17 protein-coding genes and 1 pseudogene are annotated in these 18,920 nt (G+C 48.3%); 4 read left to right on the forward strand and 14 right to left on the reverse strand.

Annotation, left to right across the window (positions count from 1 at the left end):
- Nucleotides 1-218 precede the first annotated feature (218 nt).
- From QUE34_RS09420 to yddG, 4 genes and pseudogenes are all read right to left on the reverse strand, one after another.
- The gene (locus tag QUE34_RS09420) at nucleotides 219-1,469 is read right to left on the reverse strand and encodes a leucine-rich repeat domain-containing protein (protein ID WP_032303010.1); all 1,251 of its coding nucleotides are present in this window, start codon (nucleotides 1,467-1,469) and stop codon (nucleotides 219-221) included.
- A gap of 838 nt (nucleotides 1,470-2,307) precedes the next feature.
- Nucleotides 2,308-2,791, reverse strand: a pseudogene (locus QUE34_RS09425) (leucine-rich repeat domain-containing protein); the annotation flags it as partial.
- A gap of 163 nt (nucleotides 2,792-2,954) precedes the next feature.
- A complete protein-coding gene (gene ompC, locus QUE34_RS09430) occupies nucleotides 2,955-4,055 on the reverse strand; it encodes a porin OmpC (protein WP_032184219.1) in 1,101 nt (366 codons plus the stop codon).
- Between the two features lie 259 nt (nucleotides 4,056-4,314).
- The gene (yddG, locus tag QUE34_RS09435; RefSeq protein ID WP_072000955.1) at nucleotides 4,315-5,196 is read right to left on the reverse strand and encodes an aromatic amino acid efflux DMT transporter YddG; all 882 of its coding nucleotides are present in this window, start codon (nucleotides 5,194-5,196) and stop codon (nucleotides 4,315-4,317) included.
- 231 nt (nucleotides 5,197-5,427) lie between these two features.
- Between yddG and fdnG the strand changes: the two genes are divergently transcribed.
- The 3 genes from fdnG to fdnI are packed head-to-tail and all read left to right on the forward strand — an operon-like array spanning nucleotide 5,428 to nucleotide 10,018.
- Nucleotides 5,428-8,475 carry a formate dehydrogenase-N subunit alpha gene (gene fdnG, locus QUE34_RS09440; protein WP_103253616.1) on the forward strand — a complete coding sequence of 1,016 codons (3,048 nt, stop codon included), beginning with the start codon at nucleotides 5,428-5,430 and terminating at the stop codon, nucleotides 8,473-8,475.
- 12 nt (nucleotides 8,476-8,487) lie between these two features.
- Nucleotides 8,488-9,372 carry a formate dehydrogenase N subunit beta gene (gene fdnH / locus QUE34_RS09445; protein WP_001240580.1) on the forward strand — a complete coding sequence of 295 codons (885 nt, stop codon included), beginning with the start codon at nucleotides 8,488-8,490 and terminating at the stop codon, nucleotides 9,370-9,372.
- Complete coding sequence (gene fdnI / locus QUE34_RS09450; RefSeq protein ID WP_000045646.1) at nucleotides 9,365-10,018, forward strand: formate dehydrogenase-N subunit gamma; 654 nt, start codon at nucleotides 9,365-9,367, stop codon at nucleotides 10,016-10,018. Before fdnH ends, fdnI begins: the two co-directional genes overlap by 8 nt.
- Nucleotides 10,019-10,068: 50 nt before the next feature.
- Here the strand turns inward: fdnI and QUE34_RS09455 are convergent, their stop codons facing one another.
- The 6 genes from QUE34_RS09455 to bdm all read right to left on the reverse strand — a co-directional run bounded on the left by QUE34_RS09455 (nucleotide 10,069) and on the right by bdm (nucleotide 14,270).
- The gene (locus QUE34_RS09455) at nucleotides 10,069-10,353 is read right to left on the reverse strand and encodes a HigA family addiction module antitoxin (protein ID WP_000781370.1); all 285 of its coding nucleotides are present in this window, start codon (nucleotides 10,351-10,353) and stop codon (nucleotides 10,069-10,071) included.
- Entirely contained in the window at nucleotides 10,353-10,631 is a 279-nt protein-coding gene (locus tag QUE34_RS09460) for a type II toxin-antitoxin system RelE/ParE family toxin (RefSeq protein ID WP_032303016.1), read from the reverse strand. The genes QUE34_RS09455 and QUE34_RS09460 overlap by 1 nt, the downstream gene beginning before the upstream one ends.
- Before the next feature lie 185 nt (nucleotides 10,632-10,816).
- Complete coding sequence (gene adhP, locus QUE34_RS09465; RefSeq protein WP_000642407.1) at nucleotides 10,817-11,827, reverse strand: alcohol dehydrogenase AdhP; 1,011 nt, start codon at nucleotides 11,825-11,827, stop codon at nucleotides 10,817-10,819.
- Between the two features lie 134 nt (nucleotides 11,828-11,961).
- Nucleotides 11,962-13,659, reverse strand: coding sequence for a malate dehydrogenase (maeA, locus tag QUE34_RS09470; protein WP_032303017.1), 1,698 nt, complete (start codon nucleotides 13,657-13,659; stop codon nucleotides 11,962-11,964).
- 156 nt (nucleotides 13,660-13,815) lie between these two features.
- The gene (gene sra, locus QUE34_RS09475; RefSeq protein WP_000841554.1) at nucleotides 13,816-13,953 is read right to left on the reverse strand and encodes a stationary-phase-induced ribosome-associated protein; all 138 of its coding nucleotides are present in this window, start codon (nucleotides 13,951-13,953) and stop codon (nucleotides 13,816-13,818) included.
- A 101-nt stretch (nucleotides 13,954-14,054) separates the two neighbouring features.
- Entirely contained in the window at nucleotides 14,055-14,270 is a 216-nt protein-coding gene (bdm, locus tag QUE34_RS09480) for a biofilm-dependent modulation protein (protein WP_000495766.1), read from the reverse strand.
- A 344-nt stretch (nucleotides 14,271-14,614) separates the two neighbouring features.
- Here bdm and osmC point away from each other — a divergent pair, with 344 nt between their 5' ends.
- Complete coding sequence (osmC, locus tag QUE34_RS09485) at nucleotides 14,615-15,046, forward strand: peroxiredoxin OsmC (protein WP_000152305.1); 432 nt, start codon at nucleotides 14,615-14,617, stop codon at nucleotides 15,044-15,046.
- A gap of 55 nt (nucleotides 15,047-15,101) precedes the next feature.
- On the opposite strand, the gene QUE34_RS09490 is transcribed toward osmC, so the two are convergent.
- Genes QUE34_RS09490 through QUE34_RS09505 form a run of 4 tightly spaced genes read right to left on the reverse strand, consistent with a single transcriptional unit; the run spans nucleotide 15,102 to nucleotide 18,919 of the window.
- Entirely contained in the window at nucleotides 15,102-16,028 is a 927-nt protein-coding gene (locus QUE34_RS09490; RefSeq protein ID WP_032303018.1) for an oligopeptide/dipeptide ABC transporter ATP-binding protein, read from the reverse strand.
- Nucleotides 16,021-17,007, reverse strand: a complete 987-nt coding sequence (locus QUE34_RS09495; protein WP_032303019.1) for an ABC transporter ATP-binding protein — start codon at nucleotides 17,005-17,007, stop codon at nucleotides 16,021-16,023. Before QUE34_RS09495 ends, QUE34_RS09490 begins: the two co-directional genes overlap by 8 nt.
- Nucleotides 17,004-17,900, reverse strand: coding sequence for a D,D-dipeptide ABC transporter permease (gene ddpC, locus QUE34_RS09500; protein WP_032184225.1), 897 nt, complete (start codon nucleotides 17,898-17,900; stop codon nucleotides 17,004-17,006). Before ddpC ends, QUE34_RS09495 begins: the two co-directional genes overlap by 4 nt.
- The gene (locus QUE34_RS09505) at nucleotides 17,897-18,919 is read right to left on the reverse strand and encodes an ABC transporter permease (RefSeq protein ID WP_000145093.1); all 1,023 of its coding nucleotides are present in this window, start codon (nucleotides 18,917-18,919) and stop codon (nucleotides 17,897-17,899) included. Before QUE34_RS09505 ends, ddpC begins: the two co-directional genes overlap by 4 nt.
- Between the last annotated feature and the right edge of the window lies 1 nt (nucleotide 18,920).

The raw sequence follows: 18,920 nt of genomic DNA on the forward strand, positions 1-18,920 counted from the left end.
GAAAGAATAGATAAGAAAGCGTAACCGCGGGGGCAGAATGGGGATTAAGCAGACAGATATGTGTTACTAAATGTAACTAACAGGCTAACCTTCAAACGGGGGTTAATCTTTGAACGTATGCCATGTTTCAACCCTTCAGATCGTGAATCTAAAGGGTTGCATATTAACTATATTCTTAATAAGACCAGACACTTATAGAATTAGTGATGATTTATTCACTAAAAAGGCCATGAGCTGGAGGAAAACGATCTGTCCAGAAAGTCTATCGGTTCCTCTCTTATCGCCTCATTGTAATAATCGTTATTACAGTAAGTATTGTTTATTTCATCTAAGGTCATATTTTTAATTTTTATATTCATCTGATTTACAACTTCTTCTGTTTTATAAGTGTGTATATTATATGGGGTGTATGCTTCTTTAAAAGTATAGTGAAACAATTCGTTATCCACATCTACTCCGTCAGAGTGAACTTCAAATGCACCAGGCGAAAGAATTGCCAGGCCAGTATTAAGCTTAAGTGCTGGGGAAAACAAATTAAATAACATGAGCTGCATAGTAGGGCAATTGTTCTTCCCAGAAACATTTAAAAAATTTAAGTTTTTGCTCTGTTTTATTATGGGGAATAAAGTTCCAATATCGGATGTATTCTTAGTGTCAATGCGGGTTATTTTATTATTGTCCAGCCTTAAACTTTTGATAGATGAAAGATAAGTCAGGAAATGAAGGTTTATTTTTTTCAACTGATTGTTCGCAGCGTTTAATGTCTGTACATTGCAGAAGTTGCTAAAGAATATTTTAATTTCAGAAAGCAAGTTGTTGTTGATAAGTAACGTATTCAAGTTGGGAAATAAGGCATTATGTAAACTTGTTAGTTTATTATTGGATAGATCCAGAAGTAAGAGTTCATCTTTATTTCCTGCAGCAATATCAGTTAATTGATTGTGGCTGAGATTCAGGTACTGCAGCCTTTCGCAACATTCTAATTGCACAAACTCTAGTTGATTATGTGCCGCACTAAAATAAGTAACTGATGAAAGCCCATCTATATCAATATTTCTGAGAGCATTATTATTCACAGATATATGTTTAATGCTTACATTTCTGCCTTGAGGAAAATTTATAGACTCAAGAGCATTACTATTCAGACTAAGGTTGATGAGTTTATCGTAGTTGGTTGCATCAAAATGTTTGAGTTGGTTCTCATCAAGATTGATAGAGGTGAAGTTTTGCAGCCCTGGTGGTTGGGTGGTTAAATTAAGTCCAGATAAATCAATGTCATTCTGCTTCGACAAAAAAGCACGGTTTATCCTTTCTGCCGCTTCTTTTCGGCATTCTTGACGATGAAGTTCACCTGTGACTATGCATTCTTCTTTCCATTTATTCAATTCATGCATCCAGCTATATAAATTCTGTTCTGGGAGTCGCTGTAGGGACTGCTTTGTTTTAAAAAAGATTAAAGGAAACTTCATAACTACTCCATGGCAATAATATATTTTTTGATTTATTATCCTTGATAAATCAGGATGTTTTTTATAACTCTGTGGTAAAGGATTGGCTTAACCAATTATGAAATGTTGGTCCATAACCTAAGGAAGTTTTATTCTCATCATAAATGTAATAACAGATAGGGGTGCCTGTTGCGTCCTTGAGTTCTGAGGATGAGGATGAGGATAGGGGAGTGTCGTTATCAAACCGACACGCGCGATACATAGGCAGAATAGCTTTTAATTCTTCTTCAGAAAGTGTTGTTTCTTGTTCTGTTAAAGTTAAATTGCTGAAATAAGGTTTTGAACGGTAACGAATCGACATTGAATCATTGTTTTCTTTATTATCACCTTCAGTATTTTTGCTTACTTCTACAAGATGCTTATTACTGGTATCGATATTTTTAATTGCTAGATCATAAGATATCTTAATGGTCACTTCATCAATATTATCAACTAAATCCATTATTGCATTCCAGTACTGCATTTGTGCAATAGGATCATTGTTAATACCGTTAACTGATAAATACCAAAGATGTTTTGATGATATTAACTCATTAATGTTATCTGTTGGTAATAAATTGTTATTACTTAAGTCTAAATATTCTAGTATCGCAGTGCTTTTAGCGTTTAAATTTGCAATATGGTTGTCGTTTAAAGCGATTTTTTTCACCATGGGGTGATAGTGTAATTTAAGATCATTGATCATATTGTGACGAGCACTTAACTCAATCAGAGATTCTTGTTGAGAAACATCCAGCAATGTTAGCTGGTTATTATCAAGGTTTAGAAATTTCAGTTTATAACTGTCAGAAATATTAATTTCTTTTAGATTATTATTTTGCGCTTCCAGATTAATCAATGAATGCTGATTTTTTAAATCTAAACTTTCCAGCTTGTTGCAATCGATATAAATATTTTCCAGTTTTGATTCATTTGGAAAGGTTATCGTTTCAATATTATTCAAGGTGAGGTTGATATTGATAAGACTAGCATTGTCGGTAAAGTCAAGGAAAGTTAGACAATTCCCCTCCAAATTCAATGTGTTAACTGTAGGGGGGGATAGGCGGTAACTCACTCAAATCAAGATATGACAAATTAAGAGATTCCATGTTTGAGTTGTAAGCTTCATTAATTCGCTCTAGAATAGTTCTTTTTTCTACGCCATTATTAAGCGATTTCTCACCCCATTGTGCCAGTTGTTCAAAAAAATTGCTGGCGATGGTTTCTCTGTTAGGTAATGCGTTATTCACTTGATAACTGGCATTATTTTTTACACAAGCTGTATTAATATTGGTCATAATCACTCATCAATAAATATTATACTAAGATGTCCCCGGAGGGTATGGAAGAATATTAATTGAGGTGAATGACCAGAAATATCAAAAATTGCTCATTTTTACTTAAGGAGTCATACAGCAGCACTTAAATCAAAAACCAGCCCAGAGAAGGGCTGGTCAGGAGAGGATGTTAGAACTGATAGGTAATGCCCGTTGCGACGATGTTATCGGTGCGAATATCTACGGCACGGGTAAAGTCGCTTTCATCGATCAGGTTGATTTTATAATCAACATAGGTCGACATATTTTTGTTGAAGAAATACGTTGCACCAACGTCGATATACTCAATCATGTCCTGATCGCCGTAACGCCCCAGATCTCTGCCTTTTGATTTCAGGTAAGCGAGTGATGGGCGCAAGCCGAAGTCGAATTGATATTGGGCCACCACTTCGAAACTTTGTGCTTTGTTAGAGATATAACCATCACCATAGGTGGTCATGTTTAATGTTTCAGCGTAATTAGCTGCAAAGTAAATGTTGTTGGCATCATATTTTATACCTGTTGCCCACAGTTCTGCATTCTTACCGGAGGCATTGAGAGGATTAGCCGCTGCTCTTTCCTGCGCATTTGTCCGATCAGATTTGGTATACACAGCACCGATCCCAAAGCCATCATAAACATAAGTTGAGGAGATACCGAAACCGTCACCATTGGCACGCGTATAGTCAGCACCATAAAGATGAGCGTTATCAGAGCGTTCATTTTTGCCTTGATATTGTGCGGCAAAGTTCAGCCCTTCAATTAAGCCAAAGAAATCGTAGTTGCGATAGGTTGCCACACCAGTGGTACGATATGTCATGAAGACATCTTTCTGGCTCCAGGTATCTCCACCAAATTCTGGCAACATATCGGTCCATGAACCAATGTCATAACCGACACCGTAGTTACGACCATAGTCCAGAGAGCCAAATTCACTAATTTTTAAACCTGCATAGGCAAGACGGGTTTTGTTGCCGCGCGAGCCGTTGGCTTCATCGTTATAGCCTTTAAAATCATATTCCCAGTGACCAAAACCAATCATTTGATCATTGATTTGCGTTTCTCCTTTAAAACCGAGACGGGCATAAGTTTTATCACCATCGTCACGCTTATCATCAGTAAAATAACGTAGAGCGGTAACCTTGCCATAAAGGTCGAGTTTATTACCATCCTTGTTATATACTTCGGCAGCATGTGCTACGTTCGCAGCTAACAAACCAGTTACAACCACCGCAACTATTTTTAATTTCATTTAACAGTATCCTTTTAATTATCGTTAAACCTATTTTCTAAACGAATTTTAAACGGCGTCATTTACAAATGACATACTGTTTTTAAAATAGAATGGTGATTAAAAACAATGAGAATACTAGATGAAATAATATTATTTGTCGATATGTGATCGAAGTCGAAATGAGATATAAGGTGAATTACTGGTATTTGAAATTTATTTTTTATTATTGTCGTAATTTAGCGGGTTAACTGCCGGGTGCTATGACCCGGCAATAATTTTATCCACGACGTGTCGCCAGCCAGCAGAGCAGGGAACCGCCGCAGACCATCAGTGCGCCTTGCCAGAATGAGAACGATAGCGGAGCACTAAGCAGTACCGCAGCAAGCGCCGACGAAAGTACGGGCGTAAAATACGAACCTACTGCCATAATGGTGACGTTGCCATGTAAAATGCCAACGTTCCACGCAGCGTAAGCAAATCCTAAGGTAAATGCCGCAGAGATGAGTTTAATCATGACGGGTGTGCTAAATACCATTTCTGGTTGTGGCGTGAGAAAATAGTAAACCCACAAACTTGCTCCTGTCAGCAGTACAAAAACGGTTATTCCATTAAATCCGCGTGCGTATTTATTCGTTACTGTACAATAAGCTGCCCAGATAAAAGCGCCAATGAACGCCAGGAAATAACTTAATGGACTGGTGGTAATATTATTGATGATTTCATCATAGTGTAACCCATTGTCACCGCCTAACACCCAACAGACACCGACCAGGGCTAATAATAATCCAGGTACAATCAGCCAGTTGGTTTTCTGACCATTAAACAGAATGGCAAAGAGAATTGTCAGACTGGGCCATAGATAGTTCACCATACCTACTTCAATCGCCTGATGACGGCTCGCCGCATACCCTAAGGAAAGCGCCAGACAGATTTCATAGCTGACGAATAACAGACTCCCGGCGAGCAAATACCCTTTCGGGATCTGCCGAATTCGCGGAAATCCAACCGTGAAGATTAACAGCAGCCCGCTTAATGAATAGATAGCAGCTGCGCCGCCGACCGGGCCGAGCCCCTCACTGACACCGCGAATCAATCCTACCATTGTGCTCCACAGGACGATCGCTATTAGCCCTATGAGCGTTGCTTTTTGTCGTGTCATGCTCGCTGTTTTGTCTCTCTTGCCGTTAAAAATTAAGCTGAATTTTATAGCATTTTTTTAACTGGCCTGTCAGGCAGTGGTGCGTTTTTCTACCGCTATTGAGGTAGGTCAATTTGCGCAGGCGGATTATTTTGTGGCAAACAAGTGTTCTTTTTGATTTCGCGCAAAAAGATTCAGAATTTTACTGTTAGTTTCCTCGCGCAGTAATACCCCTGAAAAAAGAGGAAAGCAATGGACGTCAGTCGCAGACAATTTTTTAAAATCTGCGCGGGCGGTATGGCGGGAACAACAGTCGCGGCATTGGGCTTTGCCCCGAAGCAAGCACTGGCTCAGGCGCGAAACTACAAATTATTACGCGCGAAAGAGATCCGTAACACTTGTACATACTGTTCCGTAGGTTGCGGGCTATTGATGTATAGCCTGGGTGATGGCGCGAAAAACGCCAGAGAAGCGATTTATCACATTGAAGGTGACCCGGATCATCCGGTAAGCCGTGGTGCGCTGTGCCCGAAAGGGGCCGGATTGCTGGATTACGTGAACAGCGAAAACCGTCTGCGCTATCCGGAATATCGTGCGCCAGGTTCTGACAAATGGCAGCGCATTAGCTGGGAAGAAGCATTCTCCCGCATTGCGAAGCTGATGAAAGCAGACCGTGACGCTAACTTTATTGAAAAGAATGAGCAGGGCGTAACGGTAAACCGTTGGCTTTCTACCGGTATGCTGTGTGCCTCCGGTGCCAGCAACGAAACCGGGATGCTGACTCAAAAATTTGCCCGCTCCCTCGGGATGCTGGCGGTAGACAACCAGGCGCGCGTCTGACACGGACCAACGGTAGCAAGTCTTGCTCCAACATTTGGTCGCGGTGCGATGACCAACCACTGGGTGGATATCAAAAACGCTAACGTCGTAATGGTGATGGGCGGTAACGCTGCTGAAGCGCATCCCGTCGGTTTCCGCTGGGCGATGGAAGCGAAAAACAACAACGATGCAACCTTGATCGTTGTCGATCCCCGTTTTACGCGTACCGCTTCTGTTGCGGATATCTACGCACCTATTCGTTCCGGTACGGACATTACGTTCCTGTCTGGCGTTTTGCGCTACCTGATCGAAAACAACAAAATCAACGCCGAATACGTTAAGCATTACACCAACGCCAGCCTGCTGGTGCGTGATGATTTTGCTTTCGAAGACGGCCTGTTCAGCGGTTATGACGCTGAAAAACGTCAATACGATAAGTCGTCCTGGAACTATCAGTTCGATGAAAACGGCTATGCGAAACGCGATGAAACACTGACTCATCCGCGCTGTGTGTGGAACCTGCTGAAAGCGCACGTTTCCCGCTACACGCCGGACGTAGTAGAAAACATCTGCGGTACGCCAAAAGCCGACTTCCTGAAAGTGTGTGAAGTGCTGGCCTCCACCAGCGCACCGGATCGCACCACCACCTTCCTGTATGCGCTGGGCTGGACGCAGCACACCGTGGGTGCGCAGAACATCCGTACTATGGCGATGATCCAGTTACTGCTCGGTAACATGGGTATGGCCGGTGGCGGCGTGAACGCATTGCGTGGTCACTCCAACATTCAGGGCCTGACTGACTTAGGCCTGCTCTCTACCAGCCTGCCGGGTTATCTGACGCTGCCGTCAGAAAAACAGGTTGATTTGCAGTCGTATCTGGAAGCGAACACGCCGAAAGCGACGCTGGCTGATCAGGTGAACTACTGGAGCAACTATCCGAAGTTCTTTGTCAGCCTGATGAAATCTTTCTACGGCGATGCCGCACAGAAAGAGAACAACTGGGGCTACGACTGGCTGCCGAAGTGGGACCAGACCTACGACGTCATCAAGTATTTCAACATGATGGATGAAGGCAAAGTCACAGGTTATTTCTGCCAGGGCTTTAACCCGGTTGCGTCCTTCCCGGACAAAAACAAAGTGGTGAGCTGCCTGAGCAAGCTGAAGTACATGGTGGTTATCGATCCGCTGGTGACTGAAACCTCAACTTTCTGGCAGAACCACGGCGAGTCGAACGATGTCGATCCGGCATCTATTCAGACAGAGGTATTCCGTCTGCCTTCGACCTGCTTTGCTGAAGAAGATGGTTCTATCGCTAACTCCGGTCGCTGGTTGCAGTGGCACTGGAAAGGTCAGGACGCGCCAGGCGAAGCACGTAACGACGGCGAAATTTTGGCGGGTATCTACCATCATCTTCGCGAGTTGTACAAAGCCGAAGGTGGTAAAGGTGTAGAACCGCTGATGAAGATGAGCTGGAACTACAAGCAGCCGCACGAGCCGCAGTCAGACGAAGTGGCAAAAGAGAACAACGGCTATGCGCTGGAAGATCTCTATGACGCTAATGGCGTGCTGATTGCGAAAAAAGGTCAGTTGCTGAGTAGCTTTGCGCATCTGCGTGATGACGGTACAACCGCATCTTCTTGCTGGATCTACACCGGTAGCTGGACAGAGCAGGGCAACCAGATGGCCAACCGCGATAACTCCGACCCGTCCGGTCTGGGGAATACGCTGGGATGGGCCTGGGCGTGGCCGCTCAACCGTCGCGTACTCTACAACCGTGCTTCGGCGGATATCAACGGTAAACCGTGGGATCCGAAACGGATGCTGATCCAGTGGAACGGCAGCAAGTGGACGGGTAACGATATTCCGGACTTCGGCAATGCCGCACCGGGTACGCCAACCGGGCCGTTTATCATGCAGCCGGAAGGGATGGGACGCCTGTTTGCCATCAACAAAATGGCGGAAGGTCCGTTCCCGGAACACTACGAGCCAATTGAAACGCCGCTGGGCACTAACCCGCTGCATCCGAACGTGGTGTCTAACCCGGTGGTTCGTCTGTATGAACAAGACGCGCTGCGGATGGGTAAAAAAGAGCAGTTCCCGTATGTGGGTACGACCTACCGTCTGACCGAGCACTTCCACACCTGGACCAAGCACGCGTTGCTCAACGCAATTGCTCAGCCGGAACAGTTTGTGGAAATCAGCGAAACGCTGGCGGCGGCGAAAGGCATTGCCAATGGCGATCGTGTCACTGTCTCCAGCAAGCGTGGCTTTATCCGCGCGGTGGCTGTGGTAACGCGCCGTCTGAAACCACTGAATGTAAACGGTCAGCAGGTTGAAACGGTGGGTATTCCAATCCACTGGGGCTTTGAGGGTGTCGCGCGTAAAGGTTATATCGCTAACACTCTGACGCCGAATGTCGGTGATGCAAACTCGCAAACGCCGGAATATAAAGCGTTCTTAGTCAACATCGAGAAGGCGTAAGGGGGCGAACAGATGGCTATGGAAACGCAGGACATTATCAAAAGGTCCGCAACTAACTCCATCACGCCGCCTTCTCAGGTGCGTGATTACAAAGCAGAAGTCGCGAAACTTATCGACGTTTCCACCTGTATCGGCTGTAAAGCCTGTCAGGTGGCGTGTTCGGAGTGGAACGATATCCGTGATGAAGTGGGGCACTGCGTCGGGGTTTATGATAACCCCGCCGATCTGAGCGCCAAGTCCTGGACGGTGATGCGCTTTAGCGAAACCGAACAGAACGGCAAGCTGGAGTGGCTGATCCGTAAAGACGGTTGTATGCACTGTGAAGATCCGGGCTGCCTGAAGGCGTGCCCGTCTGCTGGTGCGATCATTCAGTACGCTAACGGGATTGTCGATTTCCAGTCGGAAAACTGCATCGGCTGTGGTTACTGCATTGCCGGGTGTCCGTTTAATATTCCACGCCTCAACAAAGAGGATAACCGGGTATATAAATGCACACTCTGCGTCGATCGCGTCAGCGTTGGTCAGGAACCGGCTTGTGTGAAAACTTGTCCGACCGGGGCTATCCACTTCGGCACCAAGAAGGAGATGCTGGAGCTGGCGGAACAGCGCGTGGCGAAACTGAAAGCGCGTGGTTACGAACATGCTGGTGTCTACAATCCGGAAGGGGTCGGTGGTACGCACGTCATGTACGTGCTGCATCACGCCGATCAGCCGGAGCTGTATCACGGTCTGCCGAAAGATCCGAAGATCGATACATCGGTAAATCTGTGGAAAGGCGCGTTGAAACCGCTGGCAGCGGCTGGCTTTATCGCCACTTTTGCCGGGTTGATTTTCCACTACATCGGTATTGGCCCGAATAAGGAAGTGGACGATGACGAGGAGGATCATCATGAGTAAGTCGAAAATGATTGTGCGCACCAAGTTTATTGATCGCGCCTGTCACTGGACCGTGGTGATTTGCTTCTTCCTGGTGGCGCTGTCCGGGATTTCGTTCTTCTTCCCGACGCTGCAATGGCTGACGCAAACCTTCGGTACGCCGCAGATGGGACGCATTTTGCACCCGTTCTTCGGCATTGCGATTTTCGTCGCGCTGATGTTTATGTTTGTGCGTTTTGTGCATCACAACATCCCGGATAAGAAAGATATTCCGTGGCTGTTGAACATTGTCGAAGTATTAAAAGGCAATGAACACAAAGTGGCGGATGTCGGTAAGTACAACGCCGGGCAAAAGATGATGTTCTGGTCGATCATGAGCATGATTTTCGTGCTGCTGGTAACCGGGGTGATTATCTGGCGTCCGTACTTTGCGCAGTACTTCCCCATACAGGTTGTCCGTTATAGCCTGTTGATTCACGCGGCTGCGGGTATCATCCTGATCCACGCCATCCTGATCCATATGTATATGGCATTCTGGGTGAAAGGGTCGATTAAAGGGATGATCGAAGGGAAGGTGAGCCGTCGTTGGGCGAAGAAACACCATCCACGCTGGTATCGTGAAATCGAAAAGGCAGAAGCGAAAAAAGAGAGTGAAGAAGGGATATAATCTCTTTTGAACTTTAAGCTGAAAATGGCGCTGTAAAAAGCGCCATTTTTTTATTGCGTAACCAGACGGCGTAGTCGCGACACATCTACCGTTTTTTCTGCCTCTGCCAGACTCCAGGCGTTTTGTAGATTCAGCCACATTTGCGGCGAACTGCCGATCACCACGGAAAGTTTAATCGCCATTTCTGGCGTCAACGCGGCTTTTCCGGTCAGCAATCGGCTTGCCGTTGAGGGCGCAATTTCCATTGCTCTGGCAAACTCGCGCAGGCTGACGTTCAGCTCGTCCAGTGATTCCTGAATAATGTCCCCCGGGCGGGGATGATTGGCCATTTTCATCAGTGATAGTCCTCGTAATCCAGTATGTATGCATCGCCATTGACGAATTCAAATGTGATTCGCCAGTTGCCCGAGACAGATATCGCCCAAATTCCATCACGATCGCCGCTTAACGGGTGTAGTCGGTAACCGGGCATATCGAGATCAGCAAGACAGCTTGCTGCATCAATCACAGCGAGTCGGTGGCGTAATCGTTTGATTTGCGTCGGTATAACGCCGGAGGTTTTGCCGAGAAGAAACAAGTCACGCAATCCCTTGTGTCTGAAATTCATTATCATCTCTTCATCCTTGTTCCCTCGAAAGGAACGCTATCACTATTGTTCCGTGCAGCGCAACAAATTTCGCTACGTTTTCGCGAATTGTGAGGGGAAAGATGGGGGAGGAAAAGAAGAAGAGTGAAATTGCGGAAAGCGTCTCGCAAAACAGGCTGCGACCCGAACATGGCAGTCGCAGCAAAGGCCTCTTAGCGGCGGAAATCAATCACCATACGGCCACGGATTTTGCCTTCTTCCATCTCAGTAAAGATGGTGTTGATGTCCGCTAACGGACGCAGGGCGACTTTCGGCACCACTTTGCCTTCGGCGGCAAACTGGAAGGCTTCGGTGAGATCCTGGCGCGTGCCAACCAGCGAACCGACCACTTCAATACCATCCAGCACCAGCCGTGGGATATCCAGGCTCATAGACTCCGGCGGCAGACCGACTGCCACAACACGACCGCCAGCACGGACAGCATCAACTGCCGAGTTAAACGCAGCTTTAGCTACCGCTGTTACCACCGCAGCGTGAGCGCCACCAGTTTTCTCCTGCACAATTTTGGCGGCGTCTTCGGTGCGTGAGTTAATCGCTAAATCTGCACCCATTTCGGTTGCCAGTTTCAACTGCTCATCATTGACATCAATGGCGATCACTTTGGCATTAAAGACATTTTTCGCATATTGCAGGGCGAGGTTGCCCAGACCGCCAAGACCGTAGATAGCAATCCACTGTCCTGGACGAATTTTTGACAGTTTTACTGCTTTGTAGGTGGTGACACCCGCGCAGGTAATGCTGCTAGCCGCCGCGGAGTCCAGGCCATCCGGCACTTTAACTGCGTAATCGGCGACCACGATGCACTCTTCCGCCATACCGCCATCAACGCTGTATCCGGCATTTTTTACTGAACGGCACAGCGTTTCGTTGCCGCTGTTACAGTATTCGCAATGACCGCAACCTTCGTAAAACCACGCCACACTGGCACGATCGCCTGGTTTTAATGAAGTTACACCAGGGCCAACTTCTGCCACCACACCAATACCTTCGTGTCCCAGAATTACGCCGGTTTTATCACCAAAATCGCCATTCTTAACATGAAGATCGGTATGACATACGCCACAACACTCCATTTTCAGCAGGGCTTCGCCATGTTTCAGTGAGCGCAGTGTTTTATCCGTAACGTCAACATGATGATCCTTCGTAACAACTGCAGCCTTCATAGTTTCCTCCTTTTCGGATGATGTTCTGCATAGCAGGTGAGGCAAATGAGATTTATTCGCCACTACCCAGTATGGATGAGATCTGAAAAAGGAAGAGGAAAATTGCCCGGTAGCAGTCACTACCGGGCGCTGGCTTAGATGGATGTACGGCGGTAGTCGCGGTATTCGGCTTGCCAGAAGTTATCATCAATGGCCTGTTGCAGAGCTTCGGCAGACGTTTTCACCGCCACACCTTGCTGCTGCGCCATTTTGCCAACCGCAAACGCAATTGCGCGGGAGACTTTCTGAATATCTTTCAGTTCCGGTAATACCAGACCTTCGCCGTTCAGGACCAGCGGCGAATACTGAGCAAGTGTTTCGCTTGCTGACATCAGCATCTCATCGGTGATACGTGACGCGCCGGAAGCAATAACGCCCAGCCCAATGCCCGGGAAGATAAAAGCGTTGTTGCATTGCGCGATAGGGTAGATTTTATCTTTCCATACCACCGGATTAAACGGACTGCCGGTGGCGACCAGCGCGTTACCTTCAGTCCAGGCGATAATGTCCTGAGGTGTGGCTTCCACGCGTGAAGTCGGGTTAGACAGCGGCATCACGATCGGACGCGGACAGTATTTATGCATCTCACGGATGATCTCTTCCGTAAACAGCCCGGTCTGTCCTGAGACGCCAATCAGAATATCCGGTTTGACATTGCGCACCACATCAAGCAATGACAGCACATCGCTGTCAGTATCCCAGTCACTGAGATTTTCGCGCTTCTGCACCAGTTTGGTCTGAAAAGGCAGCAGATTCGGCATCTTGTCGGTGAGCAGACCAAAGCGATCGACCATAAAGACTTTCTGCCGCGCCGCTTCTTCGCTTAATCCTTCACGCTGGGTCTGGGCGATGATCATCTCCGCAATGCCGCATCCTGCTGAACCTGCGCCGAGGAAGACGATTTTTTTCTCGCTTAACTGACCGCCCGCCGCACGGCTGGCTGCGATCAGTGTGCCGACTGTTACCGCCGCGGTGCCCTGAATATCATCGTTAAAAGAACAAATTTCATTGCGATAGCGGTTAAGCAACGGCATCGCATTTTTTTGTGCGAAGTCTTCAAACTGCAACAGCACGTCCGGCCAGCGTTGTTTCACAGCCTGGATAAATTCATCCACGAATTCATAGTATTCGTCGTCAGTGATACGTGGATTACGCCAGCCCATATACAGCGGATCGTTAAGCAACTGCTGGTTGTTCGTCCCGACATCCAGCACCACCGGCAGTGTATACGCCGGGCTTATGCCACCGCAGGCGGTATAGAGCGACAGTTTACCGATCGGAATACCCATCCCACCGATGCCCTGGTCACCAAGCCCCAGAATACGTTCGCCGTCCGTCACCACAATCACTTTAATATTATGGTTCGGTACGTTTTGCAGAATATCGTCCATATTGTGGCGGTTCTGGTAAGAGATAAACACGCCGCGTGAACGGCGGTAGATCTCAGAAAAACGCTCACAGGCTGCGCCGACGGTTGGGGTATAAATAACAGGCATCATCTCATCAAGATGATTGTTTACCAGACGGTAGAAGAGGGTTTCGTTAGTGTCCTGGATGTTACGCAGGTAGATGTGCTTGTCGATTTCGGTTTTGAATCCCTGATACTGGATCCATGCGCGTTCCGCTTGTTCTTCGATGGTTTCGACCACTTCCGGCAGTAACCCCAGCAGGTTGAAGTTACGGCGTTCTTCCATGCTGAAGGCGCTGCCTTTATTCAACAAGGGAAATTCCAGCAGTACAGGGCCAGCGTAAGGAATATAAAGCGAACGCTGTTTTTTTGTTTTTGGTTCCATGTCACTCACTCTTTTTTGAATATCCATCCCTGGGGTGCTTTTATCGTCTTTGCTTTACCGCCAGGGCGTCGGCTCCAAGTATAAAGCAGTTAAAAACAAAAACACCATTGCGCAGGCAATGGTGTTTAATCGTCATTGAGGACTGATTGTTAAAGATTACTTTTCAGCGGGGCGTTTTCTGCCGGTTGGGTTATTTACCACGCTGGATTTATCACCTTCGGTAACTATTTTGCGCTGGTTAGAAATTTTATGGTCCAGTCCAAGAATATGACGTGCCTGACGGTTCGATTTCATTTTAACTCCTCAATCCTGTTGCTAGTTTTAAGGACAACATCGCCGTAGCGAAGAAACACGTGCTAAACCCCTAAATTAGGTTGCCGATCAAGCATAGCACCTTAAAGCGTAGGGTGCTGGCCACTGACCACATAATTGATCGTTTGCTGGTAGATATCACTGAGGATGTCGTTATCAGAAGCTTCCACCCATTTGGTCAGCTCCATGAGAATGTCATCTTCAGTGACAACACCGTGTTCTGCCCGAAGGCCTTGCTCAATGGCATTAACCAGAGCGGGTTCTGCTGTTGAATTTTCTGCCTGATAATAAGTAAACATAGTGATTCTCCGTGTCTGTGTATTTATGGTGTCTGCTACGGATCGCAGATTTATAAAGCACATTCAGCATGGCAAATATTTGCCGCTTCGTTGTTAAGATTAGTCCTGGTTGATGATTTTTATATTTTAACTTCATGATATTCATAGGGATTGTGATTGGTATGATCCGATTAATATTGATGCAATATCTCTTGAGTTATATATTCCCGGTTATCTATTGTGGGAATTTTATTTAAGTACATAGATAATATTTTCGCCGGATTCTATTCGGAATATCCTGCTTATCCTCGTGCTGTTTCTCACGTAGTCTATAATTTCCTTTTTAAGCCCACAGGAGAGCAACAATGACAATCCATAAGAAAGGTCAGGCACACTGGGAAGGCGATATCAAACGCGGGAAGGGAACCGTATCCACCGAGAGCGGCGTGCTGAACCAACAGCCGTATGGATTTAATACGCGTTTTGAAGGCGAAAAAGGAACTAACCCTGAAGAACTGATTGGCGCGGCGCATGCAGCATGTTTCTCAATGGCGCTTTCATTAATGCTGGGGGAAGCAGGATTCACGCCCACATCGATTGATACCACCGCCGATGTCTCGCTGGATAAAGTGGATGCCGGGTTTGCGATTACTAAAATCGCACTGAAGAGCGAAGTTGCGGTGCCGGGTATTGATGCCTCTACTTTTGACGGCATTATCCAGAAAGCAAAAGCAGGATGCCCGGTTTCTCAGGTACTGAAAGCTGAAATTACGCTTGATTACCAGTTGAAATCGTAAAGCGTTGCCGGATGACGCGTCAGGCGCGTGATTGCCTGATGCGTTGTTAGCGTCTCTACAGCGCCCGCCAGCACCTGATCTCACGTCCGTCCTCCCGCGTCGTGAATGATTGCCGAACTTCACATCCGCTGGTTGCCAGGGGGCAACGTTCGCGGAAAAAACAGCCCGGCGGCAACGTGCGGTTTCCTGGTAGTTCCGTTTTACGCAATGCCCATTCTTCCTCCAGCGGTTTATCAATGGCGGGCAGGGAATCCAGCAATAATCGGGTGTATGGATGTGCCGGAGTAGAGAGCACCTGCTGCGCGTCGCCCAGTTCCACAATCTGTCCGAGATACATCACCGCTACCCGATCGCTCATATGACGAATCACCGAGACATTGTGTGAAATCAGCACATAAGTCAGCCCGCGATTTTCCTGTAGCGTTACCAGTAAATTGAGGATCTGCGCCTGGACGGAGATATCCAGCGCCGAGGTGGGTTCATCAAGCACAATCACGTCAGGCTGCGAAGAGAGTGCTCTGGCAATGGCGATACGTTGCCGCTGCCCGCCTGAGAACGCATGAGGCAAGCGGTCGAGATACTCCGGACGAATACCCACCTGCACAGCCAGCTCCTCTGCCAACGCTCGCCGCTGTTGTTCACTACTACGCTTAGCAATCCAGAGCGGTTCCGTGATGATGCGCCACACCGGTAAGCGCGGATTAAGCGAAGAGAGCGGGTCCTGAAACACCATCTGCATAATGCGTTGTGATCCTGAACGGATGTACTGCCCGTGGCTCGGTTGCAGCATACCCATTAAAAGCTGTGCGAGGGTGCTTTTGCCGCAGCCTGACTCACCGACGATCCCTAAGGTTTCACCACGACGGATCTGTAAATCAATACCATTGATGGCATGAACATGTTCCGTAGTTTTACCAAGCCAGTTTTTTCGGGCCGGGAAATTGATATGGACGTCGCGTAACGTTAATAACGTGTCAGACACTAATGACCTCCTGCTGAGGATACCAACAGGCGCAGCGGTGGTTGTTGTCACCACACGCTGTCAGCGCCGGGACGTTTTCACACTGTGTACCTGCCGCATAGCAACGATCGCGAAAAGCGCAGCCGTCAGGCAAATGGGTGAGGTTTGGTACCGTCCCTGGAATGGCGGGTAATGGCTGGCGTGGTATTCCATGTTCCGGTGCGCATTGCAGCAAACCAATGGTATACGGATGCTGGGGATGATGGATAACGTCTGCCGTCATGCCGCTCTCGATCACGCTTCCGGCATACATCACGTAAACGCTATCGCACAGTTGCGACACCACGGCCATATCATGGCTGATGAACAGTACCGCAGTTCCACTGGCGCGGGCTTTATGTTTAAGCAGACGCAGTACCTGCAACTGTACCGTGACGTCCAGCGCCGTAGTCGGTTCGTCGGCAATAATCAATTGCGGCTCGCAGGAGAATGCCAGCGCAATCATTACCCGCTGGCGCATACCACCTGAAAGCTCAAACGGATAGCGCGACATAACTTCCACGGCATCCGGGATTTGCATCTCTTCCAGCAGGGCAATCGCTTTAGCTCTGGCTTCCCTACGACTTATTGGTTGATGATGGCGGATCACGTCCATCATCTGAAGACCTATTCGACGTGTCGGATTTAGGGCGGTCATCGGTTCCTGAAAGATCATCGCCACTCGTGCGCCGCGCCACTGACGAAGCTGTTTTTCCCGAGCGTTAAGAGCATCTTCTCCCAGCAGTGAAATATGTCCCCGATGTACGCAATAACTACCCGTCGGTAACAGACGCATAATCAACATTGCAGTGACTGATTTACCCGAGCCGGATTCTCCCACCAGACCGACAATTTCACCGCGGTTGATTTTCAATGACACATTGTTGAGCGCGTGAACGTCGCCGTTAAAACCGGAGAAACTCAAATGCAGCTGTTGAATGTCCAGAACGGGTTGGGTCATGACTGCTTTCCTCCTGCTTTCGGGTCAAGCAGATCGCGAATACCATCACCAAAGAGATTGAACCCGACGGCGGTAAGCAAAATCGCTGCCCCCGGAAATGCGCAATACCACCATTGATCGAGCACATAGTTGCGGCCATTCGCCACCATCGCCCCCCATTCAGCACTCGGTTGTTGAGCACCCAGGCCAATAAATCCCAACGTGGCGGCCATTAAAATCGCGCTACCAATATCCAGCGATGCCTGCACAATCAGCGGCGGCAGGGAGTTACGTAAAATATGCCAGTTGATCAGATGCCAACGCGACGCACCAAAGGTTTTCGCCGCCTGAACGTAAGTGTACTGGCGAACAACTAATGTTTGCCCCCGCGCCAGGCGCACATAAAACGGGATACGCACGATAGCAATCGCCAGCATGGCGTTAAACAAACTCGGTCCAAGTGCGGCAGCCAGCGCCATTGTCAGCACCAGCGAAGGAATCGACAGCATAATGTCCATGATGCGCATGATGATCGCGTCTGCGCGGCCGCCAAGCACACCGGATAGACACCCGAGTAGCGAACCCATCATACCCGCAATGGCGACCACCACTAATCCGGCGAGAATTGATTGCTGACTGCCGACCAGTACGCGGCTAAACAGATCGCGTCCCACTTCATCGGTGCCAAACCAGTGCGCCGCAGAAGGCGGCAAAAGGCGGGCAGTTAAATCAATGGCGTTGGGATCATGCGTCGCCAGCCACGGTGAAAAAATCATCATCAGTAGCATTAATACAATGATGACTGCGCCGGTCACGGTGAGCGGACTGCCTTTCAGCATCCATACCAGTTTTGCACCGTTAAATCGCGTTTGTTTTGGTGGGCGTACGACGGACGTTTCCTCGCTTAGCATCATTCATCACCTCCACGTCCGATACGCGGATCAATCCACAAATAGAGCAAATCCACCACCAGGTTGACCAGCACATAAGCAAATGAAACCACGACGGCAAAGCCCATCACTGCCGGGAAGTCGAGCGCCTGTATTGATGTTACTACCCATGCACCCATTCCAGGCCAGGCAAAAACGGTTTCGGTGAGCACTGCGCCATACAACAAATCGCCCAGCGCCAGCCCCAATACGGTAATCGAGGGGATCAACGCATTGGGTAGCGCATAACATAAAACGATATACCAGCCGGGCAAGCCGCTGGCCCGGGCGGTACGAATGTAGTCTTCACTCAATTGTTCCAGCATAGCTGAGCGGATCTGGCGAGCGACAATCCCCAGGTGAACGAACGCCAGCGTTAATGCCGGTAAGATGAGATGTTGCAGCGCATTGAAGAAGACTTCACCGTTGCCTTCAAGCAGCGCATCGAGCAGATAAAAGCCGGTAACGTGCGTTGGTGGATCCAGCCAGTCATCAAGCCTTCCGCCGCCGGGAAGAATTTGCAGATGACCATAAAACAGCACAATGACGCCCAGCCCAAGCCAGAACGCAGGTGTGGAGATTCCGGTAATGGCCATTATTCGCACCAGATGATCCAGCCAGCGATTTCGCCAGACTGCAGAGAGTATGCCCAGCGGGATACCAACCAGGAGTGCCAGCAGCAGAGCGCAAAATGCCAGTTCCAGCGTCGCCGGGAAAAATATGCGCAACTCTTCCAGCACCGGACGCCCGGTACGAATGGATGTTCCCAGGTCACCCTGAAACAGGTCGCTGACGTAGCGGTAAAACTGTACGTACAGTGGCTGGTCCAGTCCCAGTTGCTGGCGAATATTATCCACGATAGCATCGCTGGCGCGGTCACCCGCCAGTAACCGCGCCGGGTCGCCGGGGATCAGGTGCGAGATAATAAACGTAATCACACAGACGCCCGCCACCACGAGCACCAGCCCCCAGCAGCGTTGGCGTAAAATACTCCAGAAGGTCACG

This window comes from Escherichia sp. KS167_9B (genome assembly GCF_030295215.1).
Taxonomy (GTDB): domain Bacteria; phylum Pseudomonadota; class Gammaproteobacteria; order Enterobacterales; family Enterobacteriaceae; genus Escherichia; species Escherichia coli_F.